The following is a 24,825-nucleotide window of genomic DNA, read 5'->3' as shown; positions in this document are numbered from 1 at the left end:
ATGCGCACTTGTCGAATCCAATTCACTCTGGGCGTTACAGTTTTATTTGCGGCCATCACATCGGCCCAAGCTGGCTCCGCCGAGATAGGCGACAACATCAACGCACGCATTGCCCGGGCCAAAAGCGAGCAGGCAGCGCGCGCCGCCGAACGCGCGAGCGCCAAGCTCGCTGACGGTGAGCCCAGCTCTACAGGCTCAGCGATCAAGACCTTGGGTGACGGCTGCACCATTGCCATCGGCAACGTGTTTGAAGATGACAAAAAGATCGGGACCTCTGCCCGCCGCGAAACCACGGTCATCGTCACCGGCGACATCATCCAGGCGGGCAACAACTGCCGCTAAGCAACACACAACCACCATGACCCAGTCACGTTTAGTTCTATTGGCAACGCTCGTTGTCACCGCCTGCGCACCCTTGCCGCCCAAAGCGGCGGATGCCCAGACGGCCTTGAAGTCGCCCACCGGCGCGCTGCAACGCAATGTGACCAACTTCTCAGACACCATGCGCTGCATGGACAAGCTCTACATAGACTATGCGGTACGCGATGTCAGTGTGGTGCTGGAAGACCTGTCTGACGCGACCAAGAAAGTCAGCGCTGGCACGCGCGACATGATGATGTCCGCCATCTCGGAACAGAGCCGGCGTAGCCGGGCCATTGAAGTGATCGTCTTTGGGCAAGATGCCAACAATGCCGTGGCCTTCATGGCCAACGCACAGAAGCGCAGCGCTTTTGCGGTGGTGCCGCGTTTCAATCTGCGCGGCTCGATTTCCCAGCTCGATGAGGGCGTCATCAAGCGCCAGACCGATGGTGGATTCTCGTTTGGCAGCTTGTTTGGGGCCGGCGCCTCCACCAGCAAGCAATTCAATGTGATGGGGCTGGATGTGGCGATGGCCGATACAGCCCGCCTATCCTTGATCCCGGGTGTGGTTTCCAAAAACCTCACCACCATCACCAAAGAAGGAGACGCCCTGGACGCGCAGGCCACCTTCACGAAGGTGGGCATTAACTTCAGCACCTCGCTGCAACGCTCGGACGGGACCGCGCAGGCCCTGCGCAACATGGTGGAGCTGTCGTCGGTGGAGCTGTTTGGGCGCTTGCTCAAGCTGCCGTATTGGAGTTGCCTCAATACCGATGCCCGCAACCCCGAGATTGCCAACGAGATTGAAGACTGGTTCATTGGCATGGAGCGGGGTGGCGAACTCACCGCCTACTTTCAAACCCAGCTGCGCAACCGCGGCTACTTTGACGGTCCGGCCAACGGCAATGTGACCCCCGCTCTGCTGCAAGCGGTATCGGCCTACCGGTCTGCCACAGGCATGGGCGACAAGGCGCTAGTGGATCTGCCCTTCTTTACCCGTTTCTTGAGCAGCCCGTTCCCACCCCCACCGGCGCAGCCATTTCGTGATGTCGCCGCCGCGCCGCCTGCGGCCAGCCCAGAAGCGGCACGGATTGGGCTGAAGATTGCACCCGCACCCGGCGGGGCCAATGAAGGACTGTCATTCGCTGTTCAAACCACCGCGCCAGCCTATGTGTATTGCTATGCACAAACCGCGGGCGGAAAACTGCAGCGCATCTTCCCCAACCGCTTTGTCGATGATCCGATGGTGGAACCAACAAAGCCCTTGCTATTGCCTGGCCAACAAGGCTTCAAGCTCTTGCCTGGCGAGAGCGGCAGTGTGCCCGTGGCCTGCTTCGCCGCACCGCGAGAAATTTACAAAGACATTCCGGCCGCCCTGCGCTGGGGCGACTTTCAGGACCTGAACGCCATCGGAGGATTTGGCGACATTCAAAAACTGCTGGAGAGCGTGGCCAAGGAGTCCGTGGCTTCGGCTAACGCAGTACTCAAGTAAGAACACCAACCAAAGGAAAACCTATGTCCATGTCCGCCATTCAAAAAGCTGTTGTGTCAGGCATTGTGGCTGTGACGTTGTGCGCACCCGCCATGGCCGAAACCATTCGCCACTTCAACGTTGAAGGCACGATCCGCACCTTGAACGAGGGGTCCGGCAATACGACCACGCGCAGCAGCATCGTCGATGCGCTAGACGGGCAAGCGTTTTCGCTGTCGTTCGATTTGGACTTCAGCACCCCAGATACAGACCCCGCGTTGGACAAGGGCCGCTACACCCATGCGGTCCGCAGCACGTCGGCCGCTTCAAACGGGTTCTCCTTCTCCGCGATCAACAACTCCTGCGTGAACTTGGCTTTTGATTGCTACGTAGACCTGGCCAATGACCAATTTGGCGTTGGCTTCGATCTTTACGGCCTTCGAACCGGGTTTGTTCAGTCGGCTGCATTGAACACCCAGGTCAGCAGCACCCTGCCAGGTGCGGGCACCGTGATCGGCGGCATCCCGATCGCGACCTCCGTATCGATATCTTTCTCTTTGTTCGCCGGCGGTGCCGGACTCTTTGCTTCGCCGGACATGCTGGGACCCAATGAGATCAGCCCTTCTGACCTAAGCAGGTTTTCTCGCAGCAGTAACGCTAGCGCCTTCTTTTTCACGCACTATGGGCTCGGACAGGGAACCGAGTCCGGACGCGTGAATTTTGGTATCGATATCACACGCATCCGTGAAGCAAATAGCTACATCCCCCCCATCTCCGCTGTCCCCGAACCCGAAACCTACGCCCTGCTGCTGGCTGGGCTGGGGCTGGTAGGGGCAGTGGCGCGCAAGCGCAAGGCGGTCAAAGCCGCCTAAGCACTCCACTGCAGCAGCGGCTGCAGCACGCTGGCGCCGAGTTTCTTGGAGCGCTCGCCGCTCCAGCCCACCAGGGGGTCGGGCAGGTCGGCGTTGTCTTTGAACGGCATCTCGATGGTGAAGGCCAGGCAGCCAAACTGCTGGGCAATCCAGTTGGTGGCCAATGTCAAATTGGCTTGGCCGGGCGCCGTCTTGCCGTAGTTGTGGCGGTCCTGGAAGTCGGGGCAGCTGGCGGCCCAAGCCACCTTGAACGCGTCCTCCAGCGCGGCAATGCGCGGGCTGTAACCCGGCGTTCCCTCGGAGCCCACCACAAAGTTGTAGGGCAGACCCTCGTCGCCGTGAATATCCAGGTTCAGGTCCACGCCAATGTCGAGCATGGCTTGGCGCACCAGCAGCACCTCGGGCGAGCGCTCCGCCGTTGGCTCTGCCCATTCGCGGTTCAGGTTGGCGCCGGCGGCGTTGGTGCGCAGGTTGCCCAGCACCGCGCCGTCCGGGTTCATGTGCGGCACCACATAGAAGACACAGCGGTCGCGCAGCACACGGGCCACGGCATCGTCGGCATCCAGCAGGCGTTCCAGAAAACCCTCCACAAACCATTCGGCCATGGTCTCGCCGGGGTGCTGGCGCGCAATCATCCAGACCTTCTTTTTCTGCTCGATGGGGGTGGTGCCCGCCTCGTCGGTGATGCGCAGCAGCGTCATGTCGCGGCCCTGCACCGTGCTGCCCAGTCGTTGCTGCGTGACCCAGTGCGAGGTGGCGGCCGAGGCCAGCAAGTCCAGGTGCTGCTCATAGGAATAGGGCTCGAAGTAGGCAAAGTACACCGCCTGCGCCATGGGCGTGAGACGCGCGGTCATCTCTTGGCCATCAAACTGCGTGTCGATGCGCGTCCACTCCTGGCGGTCGTAGCTGGCCACCACCTGATAGCCGTCCCAGCCCTTGGGGTAAGCGCTATCACCTGCATTCAAGAAGCGCAGCGTCACCGGCTGAAAAGCCGCCCCATGCAGGCAAAAGTGGAACCACTGGGCAAAGTCCGCCGCGCTGTCCTTGCGGATGCGCAGCTGGATATCGTCGGCCCGGTCCAGTTGCACCACCTCAATGGCGCCGGAGTCGAACTGGGTGGAAATGTGCAGTTTATGCATGAAATTGGCCTCTAGCGCCCACGCTTATTGCGCGAGCAGCTCCTGTTTTAATAGCAATTAAAGAGAATCCACCACTTTGACCAACTGCCCCAGCTTGGGCTCACCGCCCCCGTAGTAGCCGTTGATCAGGCGCAACTGCTGCTCGGGCCGCGCAATGGGGGAGTTTTTGGCCAACTCGGCAAACCCGCCCTTGGGGTAGGCCACCGTCTTGATGCCCCAGGGCCGTGCCGCGGCACGGTCTTGGGCCGTAAGGGCGCGGAAGCTGCCCTCCACCTCGCGCACCTGGGCGCGGGCGCGCTGCAAGGCGTTGGCATCTTTGGCACTGGTTTGCAGCAGATACATGGTGTTGCCCGGGCCGGTAATCACCGTGGCCTCCAGCGCCTGCGTCTGGCCATTGCTGGCGGTGCGCGCGCCAGCAAACCGCGTGGCCTGCAGCCCGTTGAGCGTAGTGGCCTCCGTGCGGCCCTGCGTGGGCTTGAGCAGAGAGCGAATCACCTCTGTGTGTGTCTTGCCCGCTTGCGCTGGCGCCACGCGCACCACCACGGCCGCGTCGCGTGCGGTGTTCAGCAGGGCAAGCTGGTCCGCGTCGTTCTGGATGTACCAGCCCGTGGGCGCGGTGAGCGCAATGCCCAGGGGCTCGTGATAAAAGTTGCGCCCGCGCGTCAGGCCTTGGGCCGGGCTGTCGCCAAAGGTCATGCCGCTGATGAGCTTGAGGTAGCGCTCTCGCCCTTCGTCGTTGTAGCCCGCCTGGTTTTTGTACTGCGCGGCTAGCGCCGTGATGGACTGCAAGCGCTGGTCGTTGCTGGGGTGCGAGGCCAGCCAATCACTGCCACTGGGCACCGGGCGGCCTTCTGCCTTGGCCTGGTCGGCGGCAAAACGCTCCTGGTTCTTCAGCACGTTGATCACGTCCACCATGTTGCGCGGGTCGTAGCGCGTGCGCGAGAGGTACTCGGCACCCAGCCCATCTGCCTGCAACTCCTGCTCGCGCCCATACGACGCGATGTAGCCCGCCGCCACACTTTGCGAGGCCTGGCTGGCTAGCTGCCCAGCGCCGCCAAAGCCCTGGCTCTCCAGCACTGCACCCAGCACGCTGGCGGCCAAAACACCCAGTCCGGCGTTTTGCTGGCGCGTGGCGCGCTGCGCACCATGGCGGGCCGTCACGTGGCCAATCTCATGCCCAATCACGCCCGCCAGATCGGCCTCGCTGTCCATATAGGCCATGATGCCGCGCGTCACGTACACATAGCCACCGGGCAGCGCAAAGGCGTTGATCTCGGGGCTATCGAGCACGGTGAAGTGCCACTGCAGCTGGTTGCGGTGGCTTTGCGCCGCCAGCGCCTGGCCCAGGTTATTCACATAACGCTGCACCGCGGCGTTGTTGTAGGCGCCGTATTCCTTCAACACCTCCGCATGCGCCTTGGCCCCCTCGGCCACTTCGTCCTCTTCGCTCATCACCGAACGCTCGGCCTGCCCGGTCACCGGGTTGACCATGGTGGTGCCGCAGCTGGCGAGCAAGAGGGCGGTGAGCAGGAGGCTGGGGAGTTTGAGCTTCATGGGCTTGCATGTCGGTGGCGATGCTTGCATTTTAGGGAAGGCTGGGGTTTGGGGCTTCCCCGCGGACTCCCCTTTGGGGCTACGGGTTTGGGGGGGCATGCAGCCCGTGCACCCGTTCTCCGGCCTCGTCGCGGGCGGCTGTTTTTGTTGGCAAAGGGTCCTGCATCAACACCGTGGTTGGCACACTTGCTCTGTGGCAAGCGCGAGTGGGGCCTGCGCCCGGGTACACGGGCTACCTGCCTGACGTGGCGTATCTGAAAAATGGGGCACGGGAAGAATCACCCGAACAGGGGATGTTCAGGTGAACAGCAAATGGACACAATGCGGCGAAAGCTGTCATTCAAATGCGGAGCCACTGGAGCACATCGCAAGAATCAATGCTCGAAGGCTTTTCGACCACCCAATTCATTCACTACAGAGGTGTTGATTAATGACTTTTCGCCTTTTTTTTCATTCCAGTCCACCCTTCGGTATGCCGAATGGTTGATTGCCTTTTTGCTATGTTTTGTATCCGCACAGGCGAGTGCGCTCGATAAAGTAGATTGGATTGAAGATGTTCAACTTCGAGATGGAAGAATTGTCGAAGTTAAGTTAAGTGCAACAAATCGAATTGACGCCTCGATGCCATGGCCTGGATATTTTGACTTTCGAAAAAGCTCTTTAGATACCTATCGACTAGAATTTCGTCACCCAGATACCAACGAACGAATTTCTTGGGAAGGACTGCGTTATTTCTCCCCGGTAATTTTGGATTTTGTTGGCAGTGTCCCATTTTTGGTCATTCGTGGACGACCGAATAAGGAAACCGCCCAGACCTATGGATGTCCGGAATTACCATTCATATACCTTAGCTATACAGGCTTTCAATGGAAGCCGGTTTCAGTAGAAACCGTTCCGCCAGAAATCGTGGACGCAAACATTTCCATTCACTCTGTTTGGAGTGGATGGGAAGGGGCTCATTTCAGTACAGAAAAAGTTGCGCGGCTCATTGCCGAGGCAGAAGGTCAGTCTGGGGGAGTTCTACCTAGAAAAATACCAAGAACCTATGGCGACTGGTATGCTTCTTACGAAGCTCGGTTTTCACGTCAATTTGGTGATTGTCGCCTAGCGCCAAAAGCTCCACCTCCTGACGCCCACTTTGAGGCTGCTATTGAAAGTAGTTTCGCTGCGCAAGTTTCAGCACAGTCCGTTACTGCATCAATTGCAAGAACGGTAACAGCGTCTGAACCAATATCAGCTTCCGAGTACCGTGCTGGTATGGGGGAGTGGACTGGAAGTGGATATCTGTCAGCAGCGTGCAAAGAAATAGTTCAATGGATTTACCAAATCCGTAAATACGAATACGATGAACAAGATGGGAAGAGGAATTTAAAAGGCTTCACACTAGTCACTTTAGATAAACGAAGAATTCCTATTCCCGAGAAAGTTAAGACATTTGCAGCGGCTGGAACGCAATTACAGACTGTCACTTGCGATGCAGGGACGATTTATGCAATAGCTCGGTCTGACAGAGATAGTCTAATCATTCATCGATTCAGTTATGCCGGTGAGGTGATTGATGTTACGAGGGTCCTTCTGCCAGAAGTCGGGAATGTGATTTCTGGCAATGGGTGGGGTAATCTTTGGGGGGTTAATGCTGCACGAGGTCGATTGACTTTTGATATTGCAAGTTACTCTTATACAGGTACTGCCAATCAAGGCGGTGTCGTGGAAGGCAGGCAAACATATCAGCTGGTTTTGCCTAGCATTCGTCCCATGACCCACTAAGCAAACCCTAGACTTTGTTCGCGCCCACAGTTGGATTGGATGACTGCATTCAGCCTAAAGACGAAGTTCCAAATCGCATCCAAGCCCACTAACCCAGGCGGGTGGTGGGGCCCGCGGGCGCAGGCCGCACTCGCGGTTGCCACAGCGCATGCGCGCCAGCCACGGCGTTAACGCAGTAACCCCAACCCACCAGATACAGCCACCCGCGACGCGAGCCGGAGAACGCGGGCCACGCCGCCCGCCGTGCGCAAGCCAAGACCCAGCAAGAGGCATTTACATATAAAACAAACCTCTAGCCCCCGTGGAATATGCGCAAACAGCTACTAAAACCATAGCATCTAGGCGCGCCAGCCAACCATGACTAACCCCAGCCGCCGATAATCGGGGCATGACTGCTTTCTCCTCTCTCCCCCTCTCCCCCGCCACCCTGGCCAACCTGCAACAACTGGGCTACGAGTCCATGACGCCCATCCAGGCTGCCAGCCTGCCCGTGGCACTGGCCGGCCAAGACCTGATTGCCCAGGCCAAAACCGGCAGCGGCAAGACGGCGGCCTTTGCGCTGGCGCTCCTGGCCAAGCTGAACCCGCGCTGGTTTGCCGTGCAGGCCATGGTGCTGTGCCCCACGCGCGAGCTGGCGGACCAGGTGACGGTGGAAATTCGCCGCCTGGCGCGGGCCGAAGAAAACATCAAAGTGGTGACGCTGTGCGGTGGTGTGGCCACACGTGGCCAGCGTGCCAGCTTGGAGAATGGCGCGCACATTGTGGTGGGCACGCCAGGCCGCATCATGGACTTGCTGGAGCGTGAATACCTGTCGCTGGAAAACCTGAACACGCTGGTACTGGACGAAGCCGACCGCATGCTGGACATGGGCTTCTTTGACGACATTGCCACGGTGGTGAAACAAACACCCAAGGAACGCCAGACCCTGCTGTTCTCGGCCACCTACCCCGAGGGCATTGAGAAGCTGGCCAAGCAGTTCATGCGCGACCCGCAGCAAATCACCGTCAAGGCGCCCGTCGCAGAAAGCACCATCGAGCAGCGCTTTTACGAGGTGGAGCGCAGCAACAAACTGGAAACGGTGAGCCTGCTGGTCAACCACTTCCGCCCCACCAGCACCATCGCGTTCTGCAACACCAAGGCCCAGTGCAATGACTTGGTGACGTTGCTGCAAGCCCAGGGCTTTGTGGCCCAGGCCCTGCATGGCGACCTGGAACAGCGCGACCGTGACCAGGTGCTGGCGCAGTTTGCCAACCGCAGCTGCTCGGTGCTGGTGGCCACCGATGTGGCCTCGCGCGGGTTGGATGTGAAGGAGCTGGACCTGGTGATCAACGTGGACATCACGCCGGACCCTGAAGTGCATGTGCATCGCATTGGCCGTACCGGGCGCGCGGGGCAGTCGGGCCTGGCCGTGAGCCTGGCCACCATGAACGAGATGGGGGCTGTGGGCAAGATTGAGCAGTACCAGAACGCTGCCTCGGTCTGGTTCAAGCGCGAGGAGCTCACTGCCACGGGTAGCGGGCGTTTGCTGCCCCCCATGGTGACCGTGCAGATTGCTGGCGGCCGCAAAGAAAAGATCCGCCCCGGCGATGTGCTGGGCGCACTGACCAGCACCGAAGGGGGCCCCGCCTACACCCGCGAGCAGATTGGCAAGATTCAGGTCACCGAGTTCTGTAGCTTTGTGGCGGTGGACCGCAATATCGCCAAGGACGCCTGCGCCAAGCTCAACGCCGGACGCGTCAAGGGCAAGAGCGTGCGAGCGCGGTTGTTGTAAGGCTTTTTCCTACACGACTTACAGCGCGTGTCGGACTCCAGTTCCCCGGGGGCGTGACTACAGTTCATCCAAGCGCCAGAGTCTTTGCCTGGCGTGTTGCTTACCGGAGAACTGCCATGAAAAACACCACTGCCGCCCTCAACCCCTTCAGCCTGATGATGGAGCCCGAGCTGGTCTTGCAGACCATGGAACGCTCCCAGCAACTGCGTGGCCTGCGTCGCCACAAGCTGCGCCCGCTGGACAAACCACTGATCCCCTACACCAAGGAAGCCATTGCCGCGCGCGCGGCCTACGACGCCGCTATCGACGCCGAAGACTTTGAAGACCAGGCCGACAGCTACCTGCTGAACTGATGCGGTGCGTGCCACCGCCCGCACACGCACACCCCGGGGCCTGTCAGAACGCCGCGATGCCGGTGATGGCACGGCCCAGGATCAGTGCATGGATGTCATGCGTTCCCTCGTAGGTGTTCACCACCTCCAGGTTCACCAGGTGGCGGGCGACGCCAAACTCGTCGCTGATGCCGTTGCCGCCCATCATGTCGCGCGCCAGGCGCGCAATGTCCAAGGCCTTGCCACAGCTGTTGCGCTTGATGATGGACGTCATCTCCACAGCAGCCTGCCCGCTGTCTTTGAGGCGGCCCACTTGCAGGCAGCCTTGCAGCCCCAATGAAATCTCGGTCAGCATGTCGGCCAGCTTTTTCTGGATCAGCTGGTTGGCCGCCAGCGGCTTGTCGAATTGCTTGCGGTCCATGGTGTACTGGCGCGCCCGCGTGTAGCAATCCTCCGCCGCACCCAGCGCACCCCAGGCGATGCCGTAGCGCGCACTGTTGAGGCAAGTGAACGGCCCCTTGAGGCCGCGCACGTCAGGGAAGGCGTTTTCTTCGGGGCAGAACACCTCGTCCATGACGATCTCACCGGTAATGCTGGCGCGCAGGCCCACCTTGCCGTGGATGGCGGGGGCGCTCAGGCCTTTCCAGCCCTTCTCCAAGATAAAGCCGCGGATCTTGCCGCCATCGTCCTTGGCCCAGACCACGAACACATCGGCAATCGGGCTGTTGGTGATCCACATCTTGGCGCCCGAGAGGCTGTAGCCACCGGGCACGGCCTTGGCGCGTGTGATCATGCTGCCGGGGTCGGAGCCGTGGTTGGGCTCGGTCAGGCCGAAGCAGCCAATCCACTCGCCTGTGGCCAGCTTGGGAAGGTACTTTTGCTTCTGCGCCTCAGTGCCAAATTCATTGATAGGCACCATCACCAAGGACGACTGCACACTCATCATGGAGCGGTAGCCCGAGTCCACGCGCTCCACTTCGCGGGCCACCAGGCCGTAGCAGACGTAATTGAGGCCAGCGCCGCCATATTGCTCAGGAATCGTGGCGCCCAGCAGGCCCAACTCGCCCATCTCGCGGAAGATGCTGGCGTCGGTTTTCTCGTGGCGGAAGTTGTCTTGGACGCGCGGCAGCAGGCGCTCCTGGCAGTAGCTGTGGGCGGCGTCCCGCACCTGGCGTTCGTCGTCGGTGAGCTGGCTGTCGAGCAGCAACGCGTCGTTCCATTGGAATGTGTTGTTGGAGGCCATGGGGTTTCCTTCGTGTAGGGTTCGTGAATTAATAAGGGAGGTGGCGGGGTCAGGCGCGCTCCAGCACCACCGCAATACCCTGGCCCACGCCGATGCAGAGGCTCACCACGGCGTAGCGCCCTTGGCGCCTGCGTAACTCGTGGGCGGCGCTCAGGGCCAGGCGGGTGCCGGAGGCACCCAGCGGGTGGCCCACCGCAATCGCGCCGCCATTCGGGTTGACGCGTGTATCGTTGGCCTGCAAGCCTAGTCGGTGCAGGCAGCCCAGCACCTGCGCCGCAAAGGCTTCGTTGATTTCCAGCAGATCGACCTGTGCCAAGCTGATGCCAGCACGCGCCAGCGCGAGCTCGATGGCACCCACCGGGCCCAGCCCCATCAGGCGGGGCTCCACGCCCACCACGGCAGCTGACAACACACGCGCCAGCGGCGCCTGGCCATGGCGCTCGCCAGCGGCGCGACTGCCCAGCAGTAGCGCGGCAGCACCGTCATTGATGCCGGAAGCATTGCCTGCCGTGGTCACACCACCGGCAAACAAGGGTTTGAGCTTCTCCAGCGAAGCCAACGTGGTGTCGGCACGTGGGTGTTCGTCCACCGCAAACGACAGCGGTGGCGCCTTGCGACCTTGCGGCACCTCGATGGGGGCAATCTCGGGTGCAAACATGCCCGCCGTCTGCGCGGCGGCAAAACGCTGCTGCGACTGCAAGGCGTAGGCATCGCAGTCCTCGCGGCTCAGGCCCAGCTCGGCGGCCACAGCATCGGCCGTCTCGGGCATGGTGTGGCGGCCAAAGGCCTGCTCAAGCAGCGGGTTGGGAAAACGCGCGCCAATGGTGGAGTCGGCCACGCGCAGGTCGCGGCTGTAGGGCGACTCGGCCTTGGCCATGACAAAGGGGGCGCGGCTCATGCTCTCCACGCCGCCCACCAGCATCACATTGCCCTCGCCCACCGAGATGGCACGTGCGCCATCTACCAGCGCAGCCAGGCCGCTGCCACACAGGCGGTTGACGGTCTGCCCTGGTACCTGCGGCCCCAGGCCTGCCAGCAGCGCAGCATGGCGCGCGATGTTGCGGCTGTCTTCCCCCGCCTGGCAGGTACAGCCGAGGATCACATCGTCAGCTTCGCGCGCCATGGGCGAGCGCTCGGCCAGGGTGCGCAGCAAATGGGCGGCCAGATCATCCGGGCGCACAGAGGACAAAGCGCCGGCATGGCGACCAAAGGCGGTGCGGGCGCCGTCGTACAGGTAGGCGTTGAGCATGCTCAGTCCGGGATCACGGCCGTGACTTCGATCTCCACCTTGGCGCGGTCTTCCACCAGCGCCTGCACCTGCACCGCCGTCATGGCGGCATTGAAGCTGCCGATGATTTCGCGGAAGGCCCGGCCAATCTCGGGGTAGGCGGCCACGTATTCGCGTTTGTCGGTCACATACCAAGTCATGCGGGTGATGTGCTCCGGCTTGGCGCCGGCTTCGCGCAGCACCTCCACCACATTGGTGAGCGCTTGGCGTACCTGCCCCGCCAGGTCATCGGTGTGAAACACACACTGCGCATCCCAGCCGATCATGCCGGCCACAAAGACCATTTGCCCGCGTGCCATGACGCCATTGGAGTAGCCACGCGGACGGGCCCAGTGGGCCGGTTGAAGAATCTGGGTCATGTTGAGTCTCCTTGTAGTTGTTGCCACCGCGCGATGCCTTGGAGCACATCGTCGGGTATCGGAATCGAGCGGTCGTGTGCCAGTGCGGTGGTCACGATGACGGCCTGGGCGCGCCAGCGCAAGACGGGCGGGGTTTCCATTCCTGTGCACTCAACGTCCAGCGTCAGAGAGCGTTTGCCGACCTTGCGAAGACGCAAGGCCAAAGCAATCGTCTCTCCCATGCGGCTGGGGGCTTTGAAATCACATTGCAGGGACGCCATGGGCAAGCCCAGTTGCCGGGTGCCAAGAAATTCGGCGTAGTTGACCTGCAGGCCATGGCTGAACCAGTCTTCCACCAAGGCATTGAGCATGACGAAATACTGGGGATAAAACACCATGCCTGCCGGATCGCAATCCGAAAATCGCACCATGCGTTGGATGGTGAATGTCGGCTCTGCACCGGCGTGTGTCTGTTGCGCACTCACGTTCAGACTCCGATGTAGCGGTGCCAGATGTCAGGCTGTGCGGCCAAGGTGGCAGAGTCGCCCCGCCACACCACGCGCCCGCGCTCCAGGATGGTGTGGTGGTCTGCCAGCGCGACGAGGCGCTGTACGTATTTGTCGATCACCAGAATGCTCTGGCCAGCGGCCTTGAGCGTGGCCAGACAATGCCAGATGTCCTCGCGGATCAGCGGCGCCAGCCCTTCGGTGGCTTCGTCCAGGATCAGTAAGTGCGGATTGGTCATCAATGCCCTGCCAATAGCCAGCATTTGCTGCTCACCGCCCGACAGTTGATTGCCCATATTGCGCGCCCGCTCTTTCAGGCGCGGAAAGAGGTGGTACACACGCTCCAGCGTCCAAGGCTCCTGGCTGCGGCAGCGGTTGCCTGCAAAAGCCAGCAGATTTTCCTGCACGGACAGCGTGGCAAATATCATGCGCCCCTCGGGCACCACGGCCATGCCCATGCGGGCAATCCGGTCGGGGCGCATGCCATCCACACGCTCCCCCAAAAAGCGGATGGAGCCCGCACCTGGCCGCGTCAAGCCCACAATGGAGCGCACGGTGGTGGTCTTCCCCATGCCATTGCGTCCCAGCAAAGTGGCCACAGCACCGGCCTGCATGGAGAAGCCCACACCAAACAAGACCTGGCTGCTGCCGTATGCGGTCTGTAGATCGTCAATTTCGAGCAATGTGTCCACAAGTGTGTCCCGTCGTGCGTCAGTGCTCAGCGGCCTGGGCCGCGTCGTCCCCCAGGTAGGCCTGTCTGACCTCCGGGTTGTCCTTGATTTCTTGGGCGGTGCCGGTGGCGATGACACGTCCGAACACCAGGGTCGAGATGCGATCCGCCAGGCGGAACACGGCATCCATGTCGTGTTCCACCAAGAGGATGGTGTGCTCGCCGCGCAGGCTTTGCAGCAGCGTGACCATGTTCTCCGATTCATCTGGCCCCATGCCAGCCATGGGCTCGTCCAACAGCAGCAGCTGGGGCTGCAACGCCAAGGCCAAACCGAGTTCCAGCTGGCGCTGCTGCCCGTGCGACAGTGCCCCCGCCAGGGATTGCAGCTTGGCACCCAGCCCAATGCGTTCTGCGACAGCCGCTGCTTCGGCATACCGGGCGGCTTCTTTGCGAGCGGGCATCCAGAAATGCATGCTGCCGCCACTGCGCGCCTGCACCGCCATGGCGAGGTTGTCCAGTACAGAAAGCTTCTTGAAGATGCTAGTGATCTGGTAAGAGCGCACCAGGCCCTGCAGTGCGCGCTGGTGCATGGGCATGCGGGTAATGTTGTTTCCACCGAAGTGGACTGCACCGGCGTCAGGCTGCAGGGCACCGGAAATCTGGTGGATCAAGGTGGTCTTGCCGGCACCGTTGGGGCCGATCAAGGCATGGATGCTTCCACGCTCCACCTTCAACTCAGCCTGGTTGGTGGCGACCAAGCCACCAAAGCGTTTGACCAGCTTGTCGATGTGCAAGAGGACTTCAGCCATGAACCGCTCCTTTGCGGCGCGCGACAAGGCTGGCCAGGCCATTGGGGGCCACCAACACAACCAGCAAAAGCACCGCCCCCAGCCCCAACTGCCAATGGATGGTGTAGTGGCTGAGCAGCTCTTCGAGCAGCAAGAAGAACACCGCTCCGACAAAGCCGCCATACAAATAACCCACGCCACCCAAGATCACCATGATCATGAGCATGCCCGACTGGCTCCATTGCATCAGCGAAGGACTCACGAACCCCCCCAGGTTGGCCATGAGCGCACCAGCAAGGCCCGCCAAGGCACCGGCCAACGTAAAGGCCACCAGCTTGTAGCGGTAGACCGGGAAACCTATGGCGGTCATGCGCCCTTCGTTCTCGCGAATGGCCTGCAGCGTGTGGCCAAAGCGTGCATTGAGCAGGCGCGCCACCAACACCAGTGCACTGGCCACCAGCGCCAAGGTCACATAGTAGAAGTGACGATCCACACCGAGGTCGATACCCGGCGCGAGTACCGAGCGGGCCGCCATGGTCAATCCGTCATCGCCCCCATACGCCTTGAGCGACACCACCAGAAAGTACAGCATCTGGGCAAATGCCAAGGTGATCATGATGAAGTACACGCCCTGGGTGCGCAGGCTGATAGCGCCAATGACCAAGGCACACAAGGCACTCACCGCCATGGCCAGGGGCCAGGCCAGCCAGGCGCTGCTGAGGCCCTCTTGCATGCCTATGGCCACCGTGTAAGCCCCCAGGCCGATAAAGGCCGCATGTCCAAAACTGACCATGCCGCCAAAGCCGAGGATGAGATTCAGGCTGGTGGCTGCCAGCGCAAAGATCAGGATGCGGCTGGCCAGGGTGATGTAGAAATCACCGCCTGTGGCAACTGCAATACTGGGGAAAGCCACCAGCAATGCCAACAATGGCAATGACCAGCGGACGTGCAGGGAATGGTCCAGGATGCTGGACGGAGCAGGGTTAGCCATGGGTGGGGAACAAGCCACGGGGCTTGAAAAACAAGACAGTAGCCATCAGCAGGTAAATGAGGATGGAGGCAACGGCGGGTGCAGCGTTGGCGGCAGCCTCCGGCGACATGAGTCGGGTGAACAACAGTGGCATGAAAGTCCGCCCTGCCGTATCGATCACTCCCACGATCAGAGCCCCCAGAAAAGCGCCACGGATGGAGCCGATCCCCCCGATCACGATGACCACAAAGGCCACGATCAGAATGCTCTCCCCCATGCCAACCTGCACGGCCAGCACGGGACCCAGCATGCCACCCGCCACACCACACAACGCAGCTCCCAGAGCGAAGATGGCAGTGAACAGGCGAGACACATTGACGCCCATGACCATGGCCATCTCGCGGTTGGCAGCACCCGCGCGCACCTGCATGCCCAACCGGGTGCGCGTGATCAAGAGGTACATCAGCAGGGCCACCAACAAACCCACAGCGATGATGAACAGGCTGAATGACGAGTAGAAGAAGCCGGGCAGCAACTCGACAGGGCCCGACAGGCTCTCTGGCGTATTGAGGGGAACTGGTTGTGCCCCCCAGATGAGACGCACACCCTCGTTGCACATCAACAATATGGCAAAAGTGCCCAGCACCTGGGAGAGGTGGTCACGCTGGTAAAAGTGGCGCAAGATGCTCAGTTCCAGCACCGCGCCAAACACCCCGGCCCCCAAGACGCCGCCCGCAAGACCCCACCAATAGCTGCCAGTCGCCGCTGTGATGGCCGCAATCAGGTAGGCGCCCACCATGTACAGCGATCCGTGGGCAAGGTTGATCATGTCCATGATGCCGAACACCAGGGTCAACCCGGCAGCCAGCAAGAACAGCATCAACCCAAACTGCAGGCCATTGAAGGCCTGCTCCAGCAAGAGAATGGAATCCATGGGGCGTGGCTCTTTGCGCTAGGGTGTCAGGCGGGCATCTTGCACTGCGCCACGTAGGCATCCGCATGCTTCTTCAGCACCGAGCCCATCAAACGGTTGGTCACACGGCCTTTGCTGTCTTTGGTGATGACGCGCAGGTAGTAGTCCTGGATCGGGAAGTGGTTGGTGTTGAACTTGAAGGCGCCACGCACCGAATCAAATTTGGCAGCTTCCAGTGCCTTGCGCACGGCGGCCTTGTCATCCAGTTTGCCCTTGGTGTCACGCACCGCTGCATTGATGAGCTGTGCAGCGTCATACCCCTGGGCTGCGTACAGCGTGGGCAAACGTCCGTACTCTTTCTCAAACTCGGCAACGAACTTTTTGTTGGCCGCATTGTCCATGTCATGCGCCCATTGGCTGGTGTTGAACATGCCGAGCATGGGCTCCCCCACCGCCTTGATCACGTCTTCGTCACCCGAGAAGCCGGGGCCAAACAGCGTCATGTCTTTGGACAGGCCTGCGGCCACAAACTGCTTGATGAAGTTGATGCCCATGCCCCCAGGCAGGAAGATGTATACCGCATCCGCCTTGGAAGCACGCAGCTGGGACAGTTCGGTACCGAAATTCAGCTGGTTCAGGGCAGGCAGCGATTCAGAGGCAACCTCACCCTTGAAGAATCGCTTGAAGCCGGTCAAGGCATCTTTGCCAGCGGGGTAGTTGGGGGCAATCAGGGCCACACGCTTGAAGCCCTTGTCCTGCACCACCTGTCCGGCGGCTTCGTGCATGTTGTCGTTCTGGTACGAAGCGCTGAAGAAGTAGGGGTTGCACTGCTCACCCGCGTACTGCGAGGGGCCGGCATTGGCGCTCACATAGAAGGTCTGGGCCGCAAAGGTGGGCGCACCCACGGCCAGCATGACGTTGGAAAACACGATACCGGTCATGAAATCGACTTTGTCGCGCTTGACCAGACGGTCTGCGGTCTGGCGCCCCACATCCGGGCTGGCCTGGTCATCGGCCACCACCACCTCGGCAGGGCGGCCGCCGAGCTTGTTGCCAGCCAGCTTGACGGCGAGCTGGAAACCGTCCCGAATGTCCACCCCCAAGCCGGCACCGGGGCCGGAAAGCGTGCTGAGCAGGCCGACTTTGACCGGCTCAGCGGGCTGTGCCATGGCCGTCAACGCCGTCGCCGCACAAACAGCAAGCAGGGTGCCGCGTAAGGAATGCATAGATACAAGAGACATGGGTGCCTTTCTGTGTTGAAAAGAAAACGTCAAGCTGACCAACTATTCTGACCTCAAGATTCACGTAAACGAAAGCGCTGCAGCTTGCCAGACTGGGTGCGCGGCAGTTTTTCGAAGAATTCAATCGCCCGCGGGTATTTGTAGGGGGCAATCGTCTTCTTCACAAAGTCCTGCAAGGTCTTGACCATCGCGGCGTCCTCAGTGTGTCCGGGCCGCAGAACCACAAAGGCTTTGACGATCTGCCCGCGCTCTGCGTCGGGCACGCCAATCACCGCACACTCCAGCACGGCGGGGTGCAGCATCAGGCCCTCCTCCACCTCGGGTGCCGCGATGTTGTAGCCGGCCGAGATAATCATGTCATCGGTGCGCGACTGGTAGATGAAATAGCCGTCCTCATCCATCAGATAGGCGTCGCCCGTCAGGTTCCAACCATTCTTGACATAGGCCTGCTGGCGCGCATCATTCAGGTAGCGGCAGCCCGTGGGGCCGCGCACCGCGAGCTTGCCCACCGTGCCGGGCGGCAGCGGGCGACCGTCATCGTCCACAACACAGGCCTCATAGCCCGGCACTACCTTGCCGGTAGCACCGGCACGGGCACTCTGCTCGTCGGCCGAGATGAAGATGTGCAGCATTTCTGTGGCACCAATGCCATCAATGAGCTCAATACCAGTGGCTTCACGCCACAGCGTGCGGGTGGACGCGGGCAAGGCTTCACCGGCAGACACACATTTGCGCAGCCGCGTGGCACGCAACTCCTCACCACGCGCAGCCAGCGTGCGGTAGGACGTGGGGGCGGTGAATACCACCGTAGCGCCAAAGTCACGAATGCCATCGAGCAGCTGCGGCGGCCCGGCTTTTTCCAGCAAGACCGTAGATGCACCAATCGACATGGGAAACAACACCAGACCGCCCAAGCCGAAGGTGAAACCCAAGGGCGGGCTGCCGATGAATACGTCATCCGCAGTCGCCCTGAGCACCGAACGCGGCCAGCAGGCACAGATGGCCATCACATCGCGATGGAAGTGCATGGTGGCCTTGGGAATGCCGGTGGTGCCGCTCGTGAAGCCAATCAGGCAGGTGTCATCAGCCGCCGTGTCGACGTTATCAAACAGCGGCGCATACGCCTGCATGGCGGCTTCCAGCGTCTCACTGCCCGCGGCATTGAAGCAGCGAATTTCGCGCAACCCGGGTACGGCCTGGGCTGCCCCCTGCACTTCCTCCACCAGGCTGGCATCACACAAAGCATGGCTGATCTGGCCAATCTCCAGAATCGGTTTGAGCTCCTTGGCGCGCAGCAGCGGCATGGTCGCCACCACAATGCCGCCGGCCTTCACGATGCCGAACCAGCAGGCCACCATCATGGGCGTGTTGGGCGCATGCAGCAGCACGCGGTTGCCAGGCACCAGCCCCATGTCCTGCACCAGCACATGTGCAATGCGGTTGGCGCGCTCCCATAGGTCACGGTAGGTCCATTGTTCCCGGGGACCGCGCACACAGGCTCGGTCGCCATGCCCTTCCCTCACATGCCGGTCCAGCAGCTCGGTGGCGCAGTTGAGCTGCTCCGGGAATTGCAGCTCTGGCAAGGTGAACAGAAAGTCTGGCTGCTGTTCCACTGGGGGCAGGTGGTCGCGTGCAAAGGTGTCGATGTGGGCGGTGGGCATGGACGTCTTCCTGGGAGAGGCAGTGGCAACCTGGGTGATGCGGGCTTACTTCGGGGAAGCCGGGTGGCCCACTTCTTTGAGCAACTCGCGGGCAATGATCAGTTGCTGCACCTCGGTCGCCCCCTCGTAGATGCGCAGGGCGCGGATCTCGCGGTACAGGCGCTCCACCGGCACCTCCGACACCACGCCCATGCCACCCCAGAGTTGCACGGCTGCATCGATGACCTGCTGCGCACCTTCGGTGCTGACCATCTTGGCCATGGCGGCTTCCTTGGTCACCGTACGCCCTTGGTCCCGCTGCCAGGCGGCGCGGTACACCAGCAAAGCCGAGCTTTCGATGGTGGTGGCCATCTGGGCCAGCTTGGCTTGGGTCAGCTGAAAGTCGGCCAGCGTCTGCTTGAACATCTTGCGTGTGGTGGCGCGCTGTAGTGCCTCTTCCAGCGCACGGCGCGCAAAGCCCAAGGCAGCGGCCGCAACCGAGGTACGGAACACATCGAGCGTGCGCATGGCCACCTTGAAGCCTTCGCCCGCACCACCCACGCGCTGCGTAAGCGGGATGCGGCAGTTGTCAAACTGCAGCGTGCCCAGTGGGTGCGGCGCCATTACATGGATGCGTTCGCTGACGCTAAAACCGGGCGTGTCCGCATCGACGATAAAAGCACTGATGCCACGCGCACCTTCGGCCTCACCGGTGCGGGCAAAAACCACGTAGAAGTCGGCGATGCCACCGTTGGAAATCCAGGTCTTGCTGCCCTGCAGGACCGCGTAGTCTCCGTCGATACGGGCGCTGCACTGCATGGCCGCCACATCTGAGCCGGCCTCTGGCTCGGAGAGCGCAAAGGCGGCAATCGCCTCGCCGGCCGCTACACGCGGCAGGTAGGCTTTCTTCTGTGCATCGGTACCGGCCAGGCTGATGGCTCCGGAGCCCAGACCCTGCATGGCAAAGGCGAAGTCAGCCAAGCCGGAGTGACGCCCCAGCGTTTCACGGATCAGGCAGATGCTGCGGGTGTCGATGGCATCGCCGGCACCACCGTAGGCCTTACCGCCCACCGCATGGCGCAACCAACCACCCTGCCCCAGCTGGCGCACCAAGGTGCGGCACTCGGCGTCCACATCAGGGCCATGGCTGTGTGCCACGTGCGCGGCCGCCCACGCATCGAGCGTGTGGGCCAGCTCGGCATGGTGCGCTTCAAAAAAAGGCCACTGGAGGTAGGTGCTGTCGCTCATGGAGATTCTCGTTCAATTGCCGTGAAACACCGGTTTTTGCTTGGCCACAAAGGCCTGGTACGCCCGGTTGAAGTCTTCCGTCATCATGCAAAGCGCCTGGGTCTGGGCTTCGGCTTCAATCGCCTGGTCCACCGACATATTCCATTCCTGGTGCAGCATGGTCTTGGTCAAGCCATTAGCAAAGGTTGGGCCAGCTGCGATGTCGCGCGCCCAACTCTGTGCGTCGTCCAGCAATTGCTCGGGCGCTACCAGGCGGTTGAGGAAACCGCTGCGCTCGGCCTCTTCGCCACCGATGGAGCGACCGCTGTACAACCAGTCGCTGGCGCGGCCCTGGCCGATGATGCGCGGCAGCATGGCGCAGGCGCCCATGTCGCAACCAGCCAAGCCCACACGATTGAACAGAAATGCCGTCTTGCTGCGCACGGTGCCCAAACGCAGGTCCGATGCCATGGCCATGATCGCACCGGCACCCGCACAGATGCCGTCGATGGCGGCAATGATGGGCTGCGGACAAGCGCGCATGGCTTTGACCAGGTCGCCCGTCATGCGCGTGAACATCAGCAACTCCGGCATGGCCAGCTGGATCAGCGGACCGATGATTTCATGCACATCGCCACCCGAACAAAAGTTATTGCCTGCACCGTGGAGCACCACCACATGCACATCAGTGGCGTAGCGCAGCTGGCCAAACTGATCGCGCAGTTCGGCATACGAATCAAAGGTCAGCGGGTTCTTGCGTTCGGGGCGGTTCAGCGTGATGGTGGCCACGCCGTCTTGGCAGGACCATGCAAAGTGACGGGCCTGGTAGCCCGCCAGCGGCTTGCGGTTACCCGCGAGCAGCGCGGGGTCAATGGTGGTGGAAGTGTGGATGCTCATGGGTCACTCGCGGTGGGGGAAATCAAGATTTGGCAAAGGGTGCGCCACCCAGTGCCGAGGACTGCTTGTCCAACACATGCACACGCAGGCTGCCCAGCTGCTGGTAGAGCTGCGCCAGCGCAGGTGCGCCCAGGCAGGCGAACAGCTCCAGAATCCACTGCTCATGCGCTTCTGCCATGGTTTCAAAATGCGAACGCCCCTTGGGGGTGAGCCGCACGATCCAGGAGCGGCGGTCGGTCGGGCTGCTGGAGCGCACCACCAGGCCATCGCGCTCCAGTTCATCGGTAATGCCGGTCACGTTGGCGCCCGTCACCATCAGGTGACTGGAAAGTTCCTTCATGCGCAGGCCTTCGGGCTCGCGGTAGAGCTGTGCCAGGTAGTCAAAGCGCGGCAGGCTGGTGTCGAACTGCACCCGCAGGCGGCGGCGGATTTCGGCCTCGATCTGGTTGGTGCAGGAGAGCATGCGCAACCACAGCTTGAGGGCCGCGTGGTCGCCTGTGGCGCTGCGCGCCTCAAAACCCAACTCGTCGGCCGCGTTGAGCAATTCCAGGCTGGTGTCTTTTTTCATGCGTCTCTCAGTGCATCACTTCACCGCCGCTCACGGCGATGGATTGGCCGGTGACCGAAGCGGCACCCGTGCCACTGAGCCACAGCACGGTATCGGCCACTTCCTCGGGTTGCACGATGCGCCCCTGTGGGTTACCCGATGCAAATTCGGCGCGCGCTTCGTCCACGCTGCGCCCGGTTTTGGCCACCACGTTGGCAATGCTCTCGCGCAGGATGTCAGTCTCGGTGTAGCCGGGGCACACGGCGTTGACCGTGATGCCTTTCTTCGCCACCTCCAGGGCCAGCGCCCGTGTCAAACCGACCACGCCATGCTTGGCGGCCACATAGGCAGCCACATAGGCATAGCCGACCAGGCCCGCGGTGCTGGCCACATTGATGATGCGGCCCCACTTGGCGGCCAGCATGTCGGGCAAGGCGGCCTGGGTGCAGAGAAATGTCCCGGTCAGATTGACCGAAAGCATCTGCTGCCACAGCGCCGCATCGGTCTTGAGAAAGGGCGCGCTGTGTGCCTGGCCGGCGTTGTTTACCAGCACCTGCACCGGCCCGAAGCCGGCCTTGGCCCGGGCAAAGGCCTGCGCAATCGCCGCTTCATCCGTGACGTCAGCCACCACGGCCTGCATCTGTCCCGGATAGCGGGCCGCCAGCGCCTGCAACACTTCCGGGCGACGCCCGGTGATGGTGACGCGCATGCCAGCGGCAACCAAAGCCTGTGCGATGGCTGCGCCTATGCCGCTGCCGCCCCCAGTGACAAGGGCGTGGCGGGGTGCGGTGTCTGTGGCTGCCATGTTGTTGTCGCTCAGGCTTCAGCCGCGCGCGCCGGTGATGCGGCTATCGCAGCCTGCGCTTTCTCACGGGCGAAGTTGGCTTCCATCTGCTGCTTGCCGGCGCGGTAGGGCTTGGGCCAGGCTTGCTGGGAGTAACCTATCTTGGCGGCTTCGGTCAGCGTCCAGGCCGGGTTGGCCAGGTGCGGGCGGGCTACGGCACACAAGTCGGCACGGCCCGCCGCAAGAATGCTATTGGCATGGTCGGCCTCGCTGATCGCTCCTACGGCGATGGTAGGAATGCCGGCCTCCTGGCGAATACGGTCGGCAAACGGCGTCTGAAACATGCGGCCGTAGACCGGCTTTTCCTTCTTGCTGACCTGGCCTGACGAGCAGTCGATCATGTCGGCGCCTGCGGCCTTGAAGGCCTTGGCAATGTCCACGGCATCCGCCGGCGTAATGCCGCCCTCCACCCAGTCGTGGGCCGAGATGCGCACCGAGATGGGCCTGTCTGCCGGCCAAGCGGCGCGCACGGCAGCAAACACTTCCAGCGGGTAGCGCAAGCGGTTCTCCAGGCTGCCACCGTATTCGTCCGTACGCGTGTTGGTCAGCGGCGAAATGAAGCTTGACAGCAGGTAGCCGTGGGCGCAGTGCAGCTCCAGCCAGTCAGCGCCCACCTCGGCAGCCATGCGCGTAGCGGCGACAAACTGGGCGGTGACCATGTCCATGTCGGCGCGCGACATGGCCTTTGCCGATTGGCTCACGCCCTCGATGTACTGGTAGCTGGAGGCCGCCAGCAGCGGCCAATTACCGCTGGGCAAGGGTTGGTCAATGCCGCCGCCCTGCCAGGGCACACAGGTCGAAGCCTTGGCACCGGCGTGGCCGATTTGCAGCGCAAACTTGGCGTCAGTGTGCGCATGAATCCACTCCACAATACGCGCCCAGCCCGCTTGCTGCTCGGGCGTATAAAGGCCGGGGCAGCCAGGGGTAATGCGCCCCTCCGCAGAGACGCAGGCCATCTCGGCAAACACCAGGCCAGCGCCGCCCATGGCACGCGCCCCCAGGTGAACCAGGTGGTAGTCCGAGGGCACGCCGTCCACGGCCGAGTACTGCGCCATGGGCGAGACCACGATACGGTTCTTTAGCGTAGTACCACGCAGGCTGTAGGGGGTGAACATGGGCGGGGGCGCCGGCTGTCCCGGCGGCAAGGCCATGCCCGCCTGCTCGGCAAACCAGCGTTCAAAGCCACCCAGCCACTGCGCATCGCGCAGGCGCAGGTTTTCGTGACTGATGCGCTGGCTGCGGGTGAGCATGGAATACATGAACTGCGGGCCTTCGAGCTGGTCGCAGTAGCGCTCGCCACACACCTCGAACCACTCCATGGCGTTCCAGGCGGCGTTCTGCAGACGCAGCACGTCGATGTTGCGCTCGGCCTGGTACTGCTGGAGCACGGCAGGAATCTTGTCGGCCGTCTGGCCCTGGGCGCGAAACAGATTGGCCAACACGATGGCGTCTTCAATCGCCAGCTTGGTGCCCGAGCCGATGGCGAAGTGGGCTGTGTGCACCGCATCGCCCATCAGCACCACATGGCTGTTGCCGTTGAAGGTGTGCCACTGCGCGCACGTGACGCGCTGGAAGTTCAGCCACGCCGAGCCACGCAGGTGGCGCGCATTGGTCATGAGCTTGGCACCGCCCAGGGTTTTGGCGAACAGCTGCTCGCAAAACGCAATGCTCTGGTCTTGGTCGGCCTTGTCCAGGCCGTGCGCCAGCCAGACGTGCTCAGGGCACTCGACGATGAAGGTGGTGGTGTTCTCGTCGAACTTGTAGATGTGGGACTGGAACCAGCCGTGTTCAGTCTTCTCGAAGGCGAAGGTGAAGGCGTCGAACAGCTTGTGCGTGCCCAGCCAGATGTAGCGGTTGGGACGCACCACGATGTCGGGCTTGAAGACATCCTGGTATTTGGTGCGGATGCGCGAGTTGATACCGTCGCTAGCGATGATGAGGTCGGCGTCGGGGTAGTCCTCGTCACCCTGCACATCGGTTTCGAACACCAGATTGACGCCCAGTTCCTCACAGCGCGCTTGCAGGATGTTGAGCAGCTTCTTGCGGCCAATGCCTACAAACCCGTGGCCGCCCGAGCGGATGCGCTGGCCCTTGATTTCGAGCTCGATGTCGTCCCAGTGATTGAACGCGTGCTGGATCTCCGCCGCCGTCTGGGGGTCGTGGATGCGCATGTTGTCCATGGTGGCATCCGAGAACACCACGCCCCAGCCAAAGGTGTCGTAGGGCTTGTTGCGCTCCACCACGGTGATGTCGTGCGCGGGCTGGGCCTGCTTCATCAGCAACGCGAAGTACAGGCCGGAAGGGCCACCGCCAATGCACACGATCTTCATCACATCTCCTTGCGTTGCGAAAACGTGGCCCTTGCAGGGGCCTCGGAGGTACTTTAGTGATTAATAGTTTAAAAGTAAAGTATCTTTGAGGGCCAGCCATCTAGAGACTTTCCCTGA

23 protein-coding genes are annotated in these 24,825 nt (G+C 61.8%); 6 read left to right on the top strand and 17 right to left on the bottom strand.

The window, feature by feature from the left end; all coding sequences use genetic code 11:
- Genes CHU94_RS16290 through CHU94_RS19570 form a run of 3 tightly spaced genes read left to right on the top strand, consistent with a single transcriptional unit; the run spans nt 1 to nt 2,703 of the window.
- The gene (locus CHU94_RS16290; protein ID WP_094481803.1) at nt 1–342 is read left to right on the top strand and encodes a hypothetical protein; all 342 of its coding nucleotides are present in this window, start codon (nt 1–3) and stop codon (nt 340–342) included.
- Nucleotides 343–358: 16 nt separating this feature from the next.
- Entirely contained in the window at nt 359–1,852 is a 1,494-nt protein-coding gene (locus CHU94_RS16285) for a DUF4384 domain-containing protein (protein WP_176452060.1), read from the top strand.
- Between the two features lie 29 nt (nt 1,853–1,881).
- Nucleotides 1,882–2,703: a PEP-CTERM sorting domain-containing protein gene (locus tag CHU94_RS19570; protein ID WP_255034005.1), complete on the top strand. Its 822-nt coding sequence runs from the start codon at nt 1,882–1,884 to the stop codon at nt 2,701–2,703.
- Here CHU94_RS19570 and CHU94_RS16275 read toward each other — a convergent pair.
- Entirely contained in the window at nt 2,700–3,842 is a 1,143-nt protein-coding gene (locus tag CHU94_RS16275) for a M14-type cytosolic carboxypeptidase (protein ID WP_094481797.1), read from the bottom strand. The genes CHU94_RS19570 and CHU94_RS16275 overlap by 4 nt on opposite strands.
- 57 nt (nt 3,843–3,899) lie before the next feature.
- A complete protein-coding gene (locus CHU94_RS16270; protein WP_094481795.1) occupies nt 3,900–5,396 on the bottom strand; it encodes a M48 family metalloprotease in 1,497 nt (498 codons plus the stop codon).
- A gap of 423 nt (nt 5,397–5,819) precedes the next feature.
- Here CHU94_RS16270 and CHU94_RS19115 point away from each other — a divergent pair, with 423 nt between their 5' ends.
- The 3 genes from CHU94_RS19115 to CHU94_RS16260 all read left to right on the top strand — a co-directional run bounded on the left by CHU94_RS19115 (nt 5,820) and on the right by CHU94_RS16260 (nt 9,287).
- On the top strand, nt 5,820–7,163 hold the full coding sequence (locus tag CHU94_RS19115) for a hypothetical protein (protein ID WP_217901326.1): 1,344 nt from the start codon (nt 5,820–5,822) through the stop codon (nt 7,161–7,163).
- Between the two features lie 388 nt (nt 7,164–7,551).
- On the top strand, nt 7,552–8,934 hold the full coding sequence (dbpA, locus tag CHU94_RS16265; RefSeq protein WP_094481793.1) for an ATP-dependent RNA helicase DbpA: 1,383 nt from the start codon (nt 7,552–7,554) through the stop codon (nt 8,932–8,934).
- Between the two features lie 116 nt (nt 8,935–9,050).
- Entirely contained in the window at nt 9,051–9,287 is a 237-nt protein-coding gene (locus tag CHU94_RS16260) for a hypothetical protein (RefSeq protein ID WP_094481791.1), read from the top strand.
- Nucleotides 9,288–9,330: 43 nt separating this feature from the next.
- Here the strand turns inward: CHU94_RS16260 and CHU94_RS16255 are convergent, their stop codons facing one another.
- Genes CHU94_RS16255 through CHU94_RS16185 form a run of 15 tightly spaced genes read right to left on the bottom strand, consistent with a single transcriptional unit; the run spans nt 9,331 to nt 24,708 of the window.
- A complete protein-coding gene (locus tag CHU94_RS16255) occupies nt 9,331–10,509 on the bottom strand; it encodes an acyl-CoA dehydrogenase (protein WP_094481789.1) in 1,179 nt (392 codons plus the stop codon).
- A gap of 49 nt (nt 10,510–10,558) precedes the next feature.
- Nucleotides 10,559–11,758, bottom strand: a complete 1,200-nt coding sequence (locus CHU94_RS16250; RefSeq protein ID WP_094481787.1) for a 3-oxoadipyl-CoA thiolase — start codon at nt 11,756–11,758, stop codon at nt 10,559–10,561.
- A gap of 2 nt (nt 11,759–11,760) precedes the next feature.
- Nucleotides 11,761–12,156 carry a RidA family protein gene (locus CHU94_RS16245; protein ID WP_094481785.1) on the bottom strand — a complete coding sequence of 132 codons (396 nt, stop codon included), beginning with the start codon at nt 12,154–12,156 and terminating at the stop codon, nt 11,761–11,763.
- A complete protein-coding gene (locus CHU94_RS16240; protein ID WP_255034004.1) occupies nt 12,153–12,620 on the bottom strand; it encodes a thioesterase family protein in 468 nt (155 codons plus the stop codon). Before CHU94_RS16240 ends, CHU94_RS16245 begins: the two co-directional genes overlap by 4 nt.
- Nucleotides 12,621–12,622: 2 nt before the next feature.
- A complete protein-coding gene (locus CHU94_RS16235; protein WP_094481783.1) occupies nt 12,623–13,333 on the bottom strand; it encodes an ABC transporter ATP-binding protein in 711 nt (236 codons plus the stop codon).
- Between the two features lie 19 nt (nt 13,334–13,352).
- Complete coding sequence (locus CHU94_RS16230) at nt 13,353–14,120, bottom strand: ABC transporter ATP-binding protein (RefSeq protein ID WP_094482803.1); 768 nt, start codon at nt 14,118–14,120, stop codon at nt 13,353–13,355.
- Nucleotides 14,113–15,090, bottom strand: a complete 978-nt coding sequence (locus CHU94_RS16225) for a branched-chain amino acid ABC transporter permease (protein ID WP_094481781.1) — start codon at nt 15,088–15,090, stop codon at nt 14,113–14,115. Before CHU94_RS16225 ends, CHU94_RS16230 begins: the two co-directional genes overlap by 8 nt.
- A complete protein-coding gene (locus CHU94_RS16220; protein WP_094481779.1) occupies nt 15,083–16,003 on the bottom strand; it encodes a branched-chain amino acid ABC transporter permease in 921 nt (306 codons plus the stop codon). Before CHU94_RS16220 ends, CHU94_RS16225 begins: the two co-directional genes overlap by 8 nt.
- Nucleotides 16,004–16,029: 26 nt before the next feature.
- Nucleotides 16,030–17,223, bottom strand: a complete 1,194-nt coding sequence (locus CHU94_RS16215) for an ABC transporter substrate-binding protein (protein WP_094481777.1) — start codon at nt 17,221–17,223, stop codon at nt 16,030–16,032.
- 53 nt (nt 17,224–17,276) lie between these two features.
- Nucleotides 17,277–18,884, bottom strand: a complete 1,608-nt coding sequence (locus CHU94_RS16210) for an AMP-binding protein (protein WP_094481775.1) — start codon at nt 18,882–18,884, stop codon at nt 17,277–17,279.
- 45 nt (nt 18,885–18,929) lie between these two features.
- A complete protein-coding gene (locus CHU94_RS16205) occupies nt 18,930–20,111 on the bottom strand; it encodes an acyl-CoA dehydrogenase family protein (RefSeq protein ID WP_094481773.1) in 1,182 nt (393 codons plus the stop codon).
- A gap of 12 nt (nt 20,112–20,123) precedes the next feature.
- Nucleotides 20,124–20,987 (bottom strand): enoyl-CoA hydratase family protein, encoded by an 864-nt coding sequence (locus CHU94_RS16200; RefSeq protein ID WP_094481771.1) that lies wholly within the window; start codon nt 20,985–20,987, stop codon nt 20,124–20,126.
- Between the two features lie 22 nt (nt 20,988–21,009).
- A complete protein-coding gene (locus CHU94_RS16195; protein ID WP_094481769.1) occupies nt 21,010–21,555 on the bottom strand; it encodes a MarR family winged helix-turn-helix transcriptional regulator in 546 nt (181 codons plus the stop codon).
- A gap of 7 nt (nt 21,556–21,562) precedes the next feature.
- Nucleotides 21,563–22,339: an SDR family NAD(P)-dependent oxidoreductase gene (locus CHU94_RS16190; RefSeq protein WP_094481767.1), complete on the bottom strand. Its 777-nt coding sequence runs from the start codon at nt 22,337–22,339 to the stop codon at nt 21,563–21,565.
- Nucleotides 22,340–22,350: 11 nt separating this feature from the next.
- Nucleotides 22,351–24,708 (bottom strand): bifunctional salicylyl-CoA 5-hydroxylase/oxidoreductase, encoded by a 2,358-nt coding sequence (locus tag CHU94_RS16185; RefSeq protein WP_094481765.1) that lies wholly within the window; start codon nt 24,706–24,708, stop codon nt 22,351–22,353.
- Nucleotides 24,709–24,825: the final 117 nt, after the last annotated feature.

It is taken from the genome of Rhodoferax sp. TH121 (assembly GCF_002251855.1).
Classification (GTDB): domain Bacteria; phylum Pseudomonadota; class Gammaproteobacteria; order Burkholderiales; family Burkholderiaceae_C; genus Allorhodoferax.
The sequence above is the reverse complement of the archived record's forward strand: the minus strand, read 5'-3'. Positions and strand labels throughout refer to the sequence as shown.

Excerpts from the sequence above, each read along its gene's own strand:
- CHU94_RS16200 (WP_094481771.1), bottom strand. The coding sequence starts at position 20,987 with ATGAGCATCCACACTTCCACCACCATTGACCCCGCGCTGCTCGCGGGT.
- CHU94_RS16275 (WP_094481797.1), bottom strand. The coding sequence starts at position 3,842 with ATGCATAAACTGCACATTTCCACCCAGTTCGACTCCGGCGCCATTGAG.
- CHU94_RS16185 (WP_094481765.1), bottom strand. The coding sequence starts at position 24,708 with ATGAAGATCGTGTGCATTGGCGGTGGCCCTTCCGGCCTGTACTTCGCG.
- CHU94_RS16285 (WP_176452060.1), top strand. The coding sequence starts at position 359 with ATGACCCAGTCACGTTTAGTTCTATTGGCAACGCTCGTTGTCACCGCC.
- CHU94_RS16230 (WP_094482803.1), bottom strand. The coding sequence starts at position 14,120 with ATGGCTGAAGTCCTCTTGCACATCGACAAGCTGGTCAAACGCTTTGGT.
- CHU94_RS16190 (WP_094481767.1), bottom strand. The coding sequence starts at position 22,339 with ATGGCAGCCACAGACACCGCACCCCGCCACGCCCTTGTCACTGGGGGC.
- CHU94_RS16210 (WP_094481775.1), bottom strand. The coding sequence starts at position 18,884 with ATGCCCACCGCCCACATCGACACCTTTGCACGCGACCACCTGCCCCCA.
- CHU94_RS16195 (WP_094481769.1), bottom strand. The coding sequence starts at position 21,555 with ATGAAAAAAGACACCAGCCTGGAATTGCTCAACGCGGCCGACGAGTTG.
- CHU94_RS16255 (WP_094481789.1), bottom strand. The coding sequence starts at position 10,509 with ATGGCCTCCAACAACACATTCCAATGGAACGACGCGTTGCTGCTCGAC.
- CHU94_RS16215 (WP_094481777.1), bottom strand. The coding sequence starts at position 17,223 with ATGTCTCTTGTATCTATGCATTCCTTACGCGGCACCCTGCTTGCTGTT.
- CHU94_RS19570 (WP_255034005.1), top strand. The coding sequence starts at position 1,882 with ATGTCCGCCATTCAAAAAGCTGTTGTGTCAGGCATTGTGGCTGTGACG.
- CHU94_RS16245 (WP_094481785.1), bottom strand. The coding sequence starts at position 12,156 with ATGACCCAGATTCTTCAACCGGCCCACTGGGCCCGTCCGCGTGGCTAC.
- CHU94_RS16225 (WP_094481781.1), bottom strand. The coding sequence starts at position 15,090 with ATGGCTAACCCTGCTCCGTCCAGCATCCTGGACCATTCCCTGCACGTC.
- CHU94_RS16290 (WP_094481803.1), top strand. The coding sequence starts at position 1 with ATGCGCACTTGTCGAATCCAATTCACTCTGGGCGTTACAGTTTTATTT.
- CHU94_RS16250 (WP_094481787.1), bottom strand. The coding sequence starts at position 11,758 with ATGCTCAACGCCTACCTGTACGACGGCGCCCGCACCGCCTTTGGTCGC.
- CHU94_RS16260 (WP_094481791.1), top strand. The coding sequence starts at position 9,051 with ATGAAAAACACCACTGCCGCCCTCAACCCCTTCAGCCTGATGATGGAG.
- CHU94_RS16205 (WP_094481773.1), bottom strand. The coding sequence starts at position 20,111 with ATGAGCGACAGCACCTACCTCCAGTGGCCTTTTTTTGAAGCGCACCAT.
- CHU94_RS16220 (WP_094481779.1), bottom strand. The coding sequence starts at position 16,003 with ATGGATTCCATTCTCTTGCTGGAGCAGGCCTTCAATGGCCTGCAGTTT.
- dbpA (WP_094481793.1), top strand. The coding sequence starts at position 7,552 with ATGACTGCTTTCTCCTCTCTCCCCCTCTCCCCCGCCACCCTGGCCAAC.
- CHU94_RS16270 (WP_094481795.1), bottom strand. The coding sequence starts at position 5,396 with ATGAAGCTCAAACTCCCCAGCCTCCTGCTCACCGCCCTCTTGCTCGCC.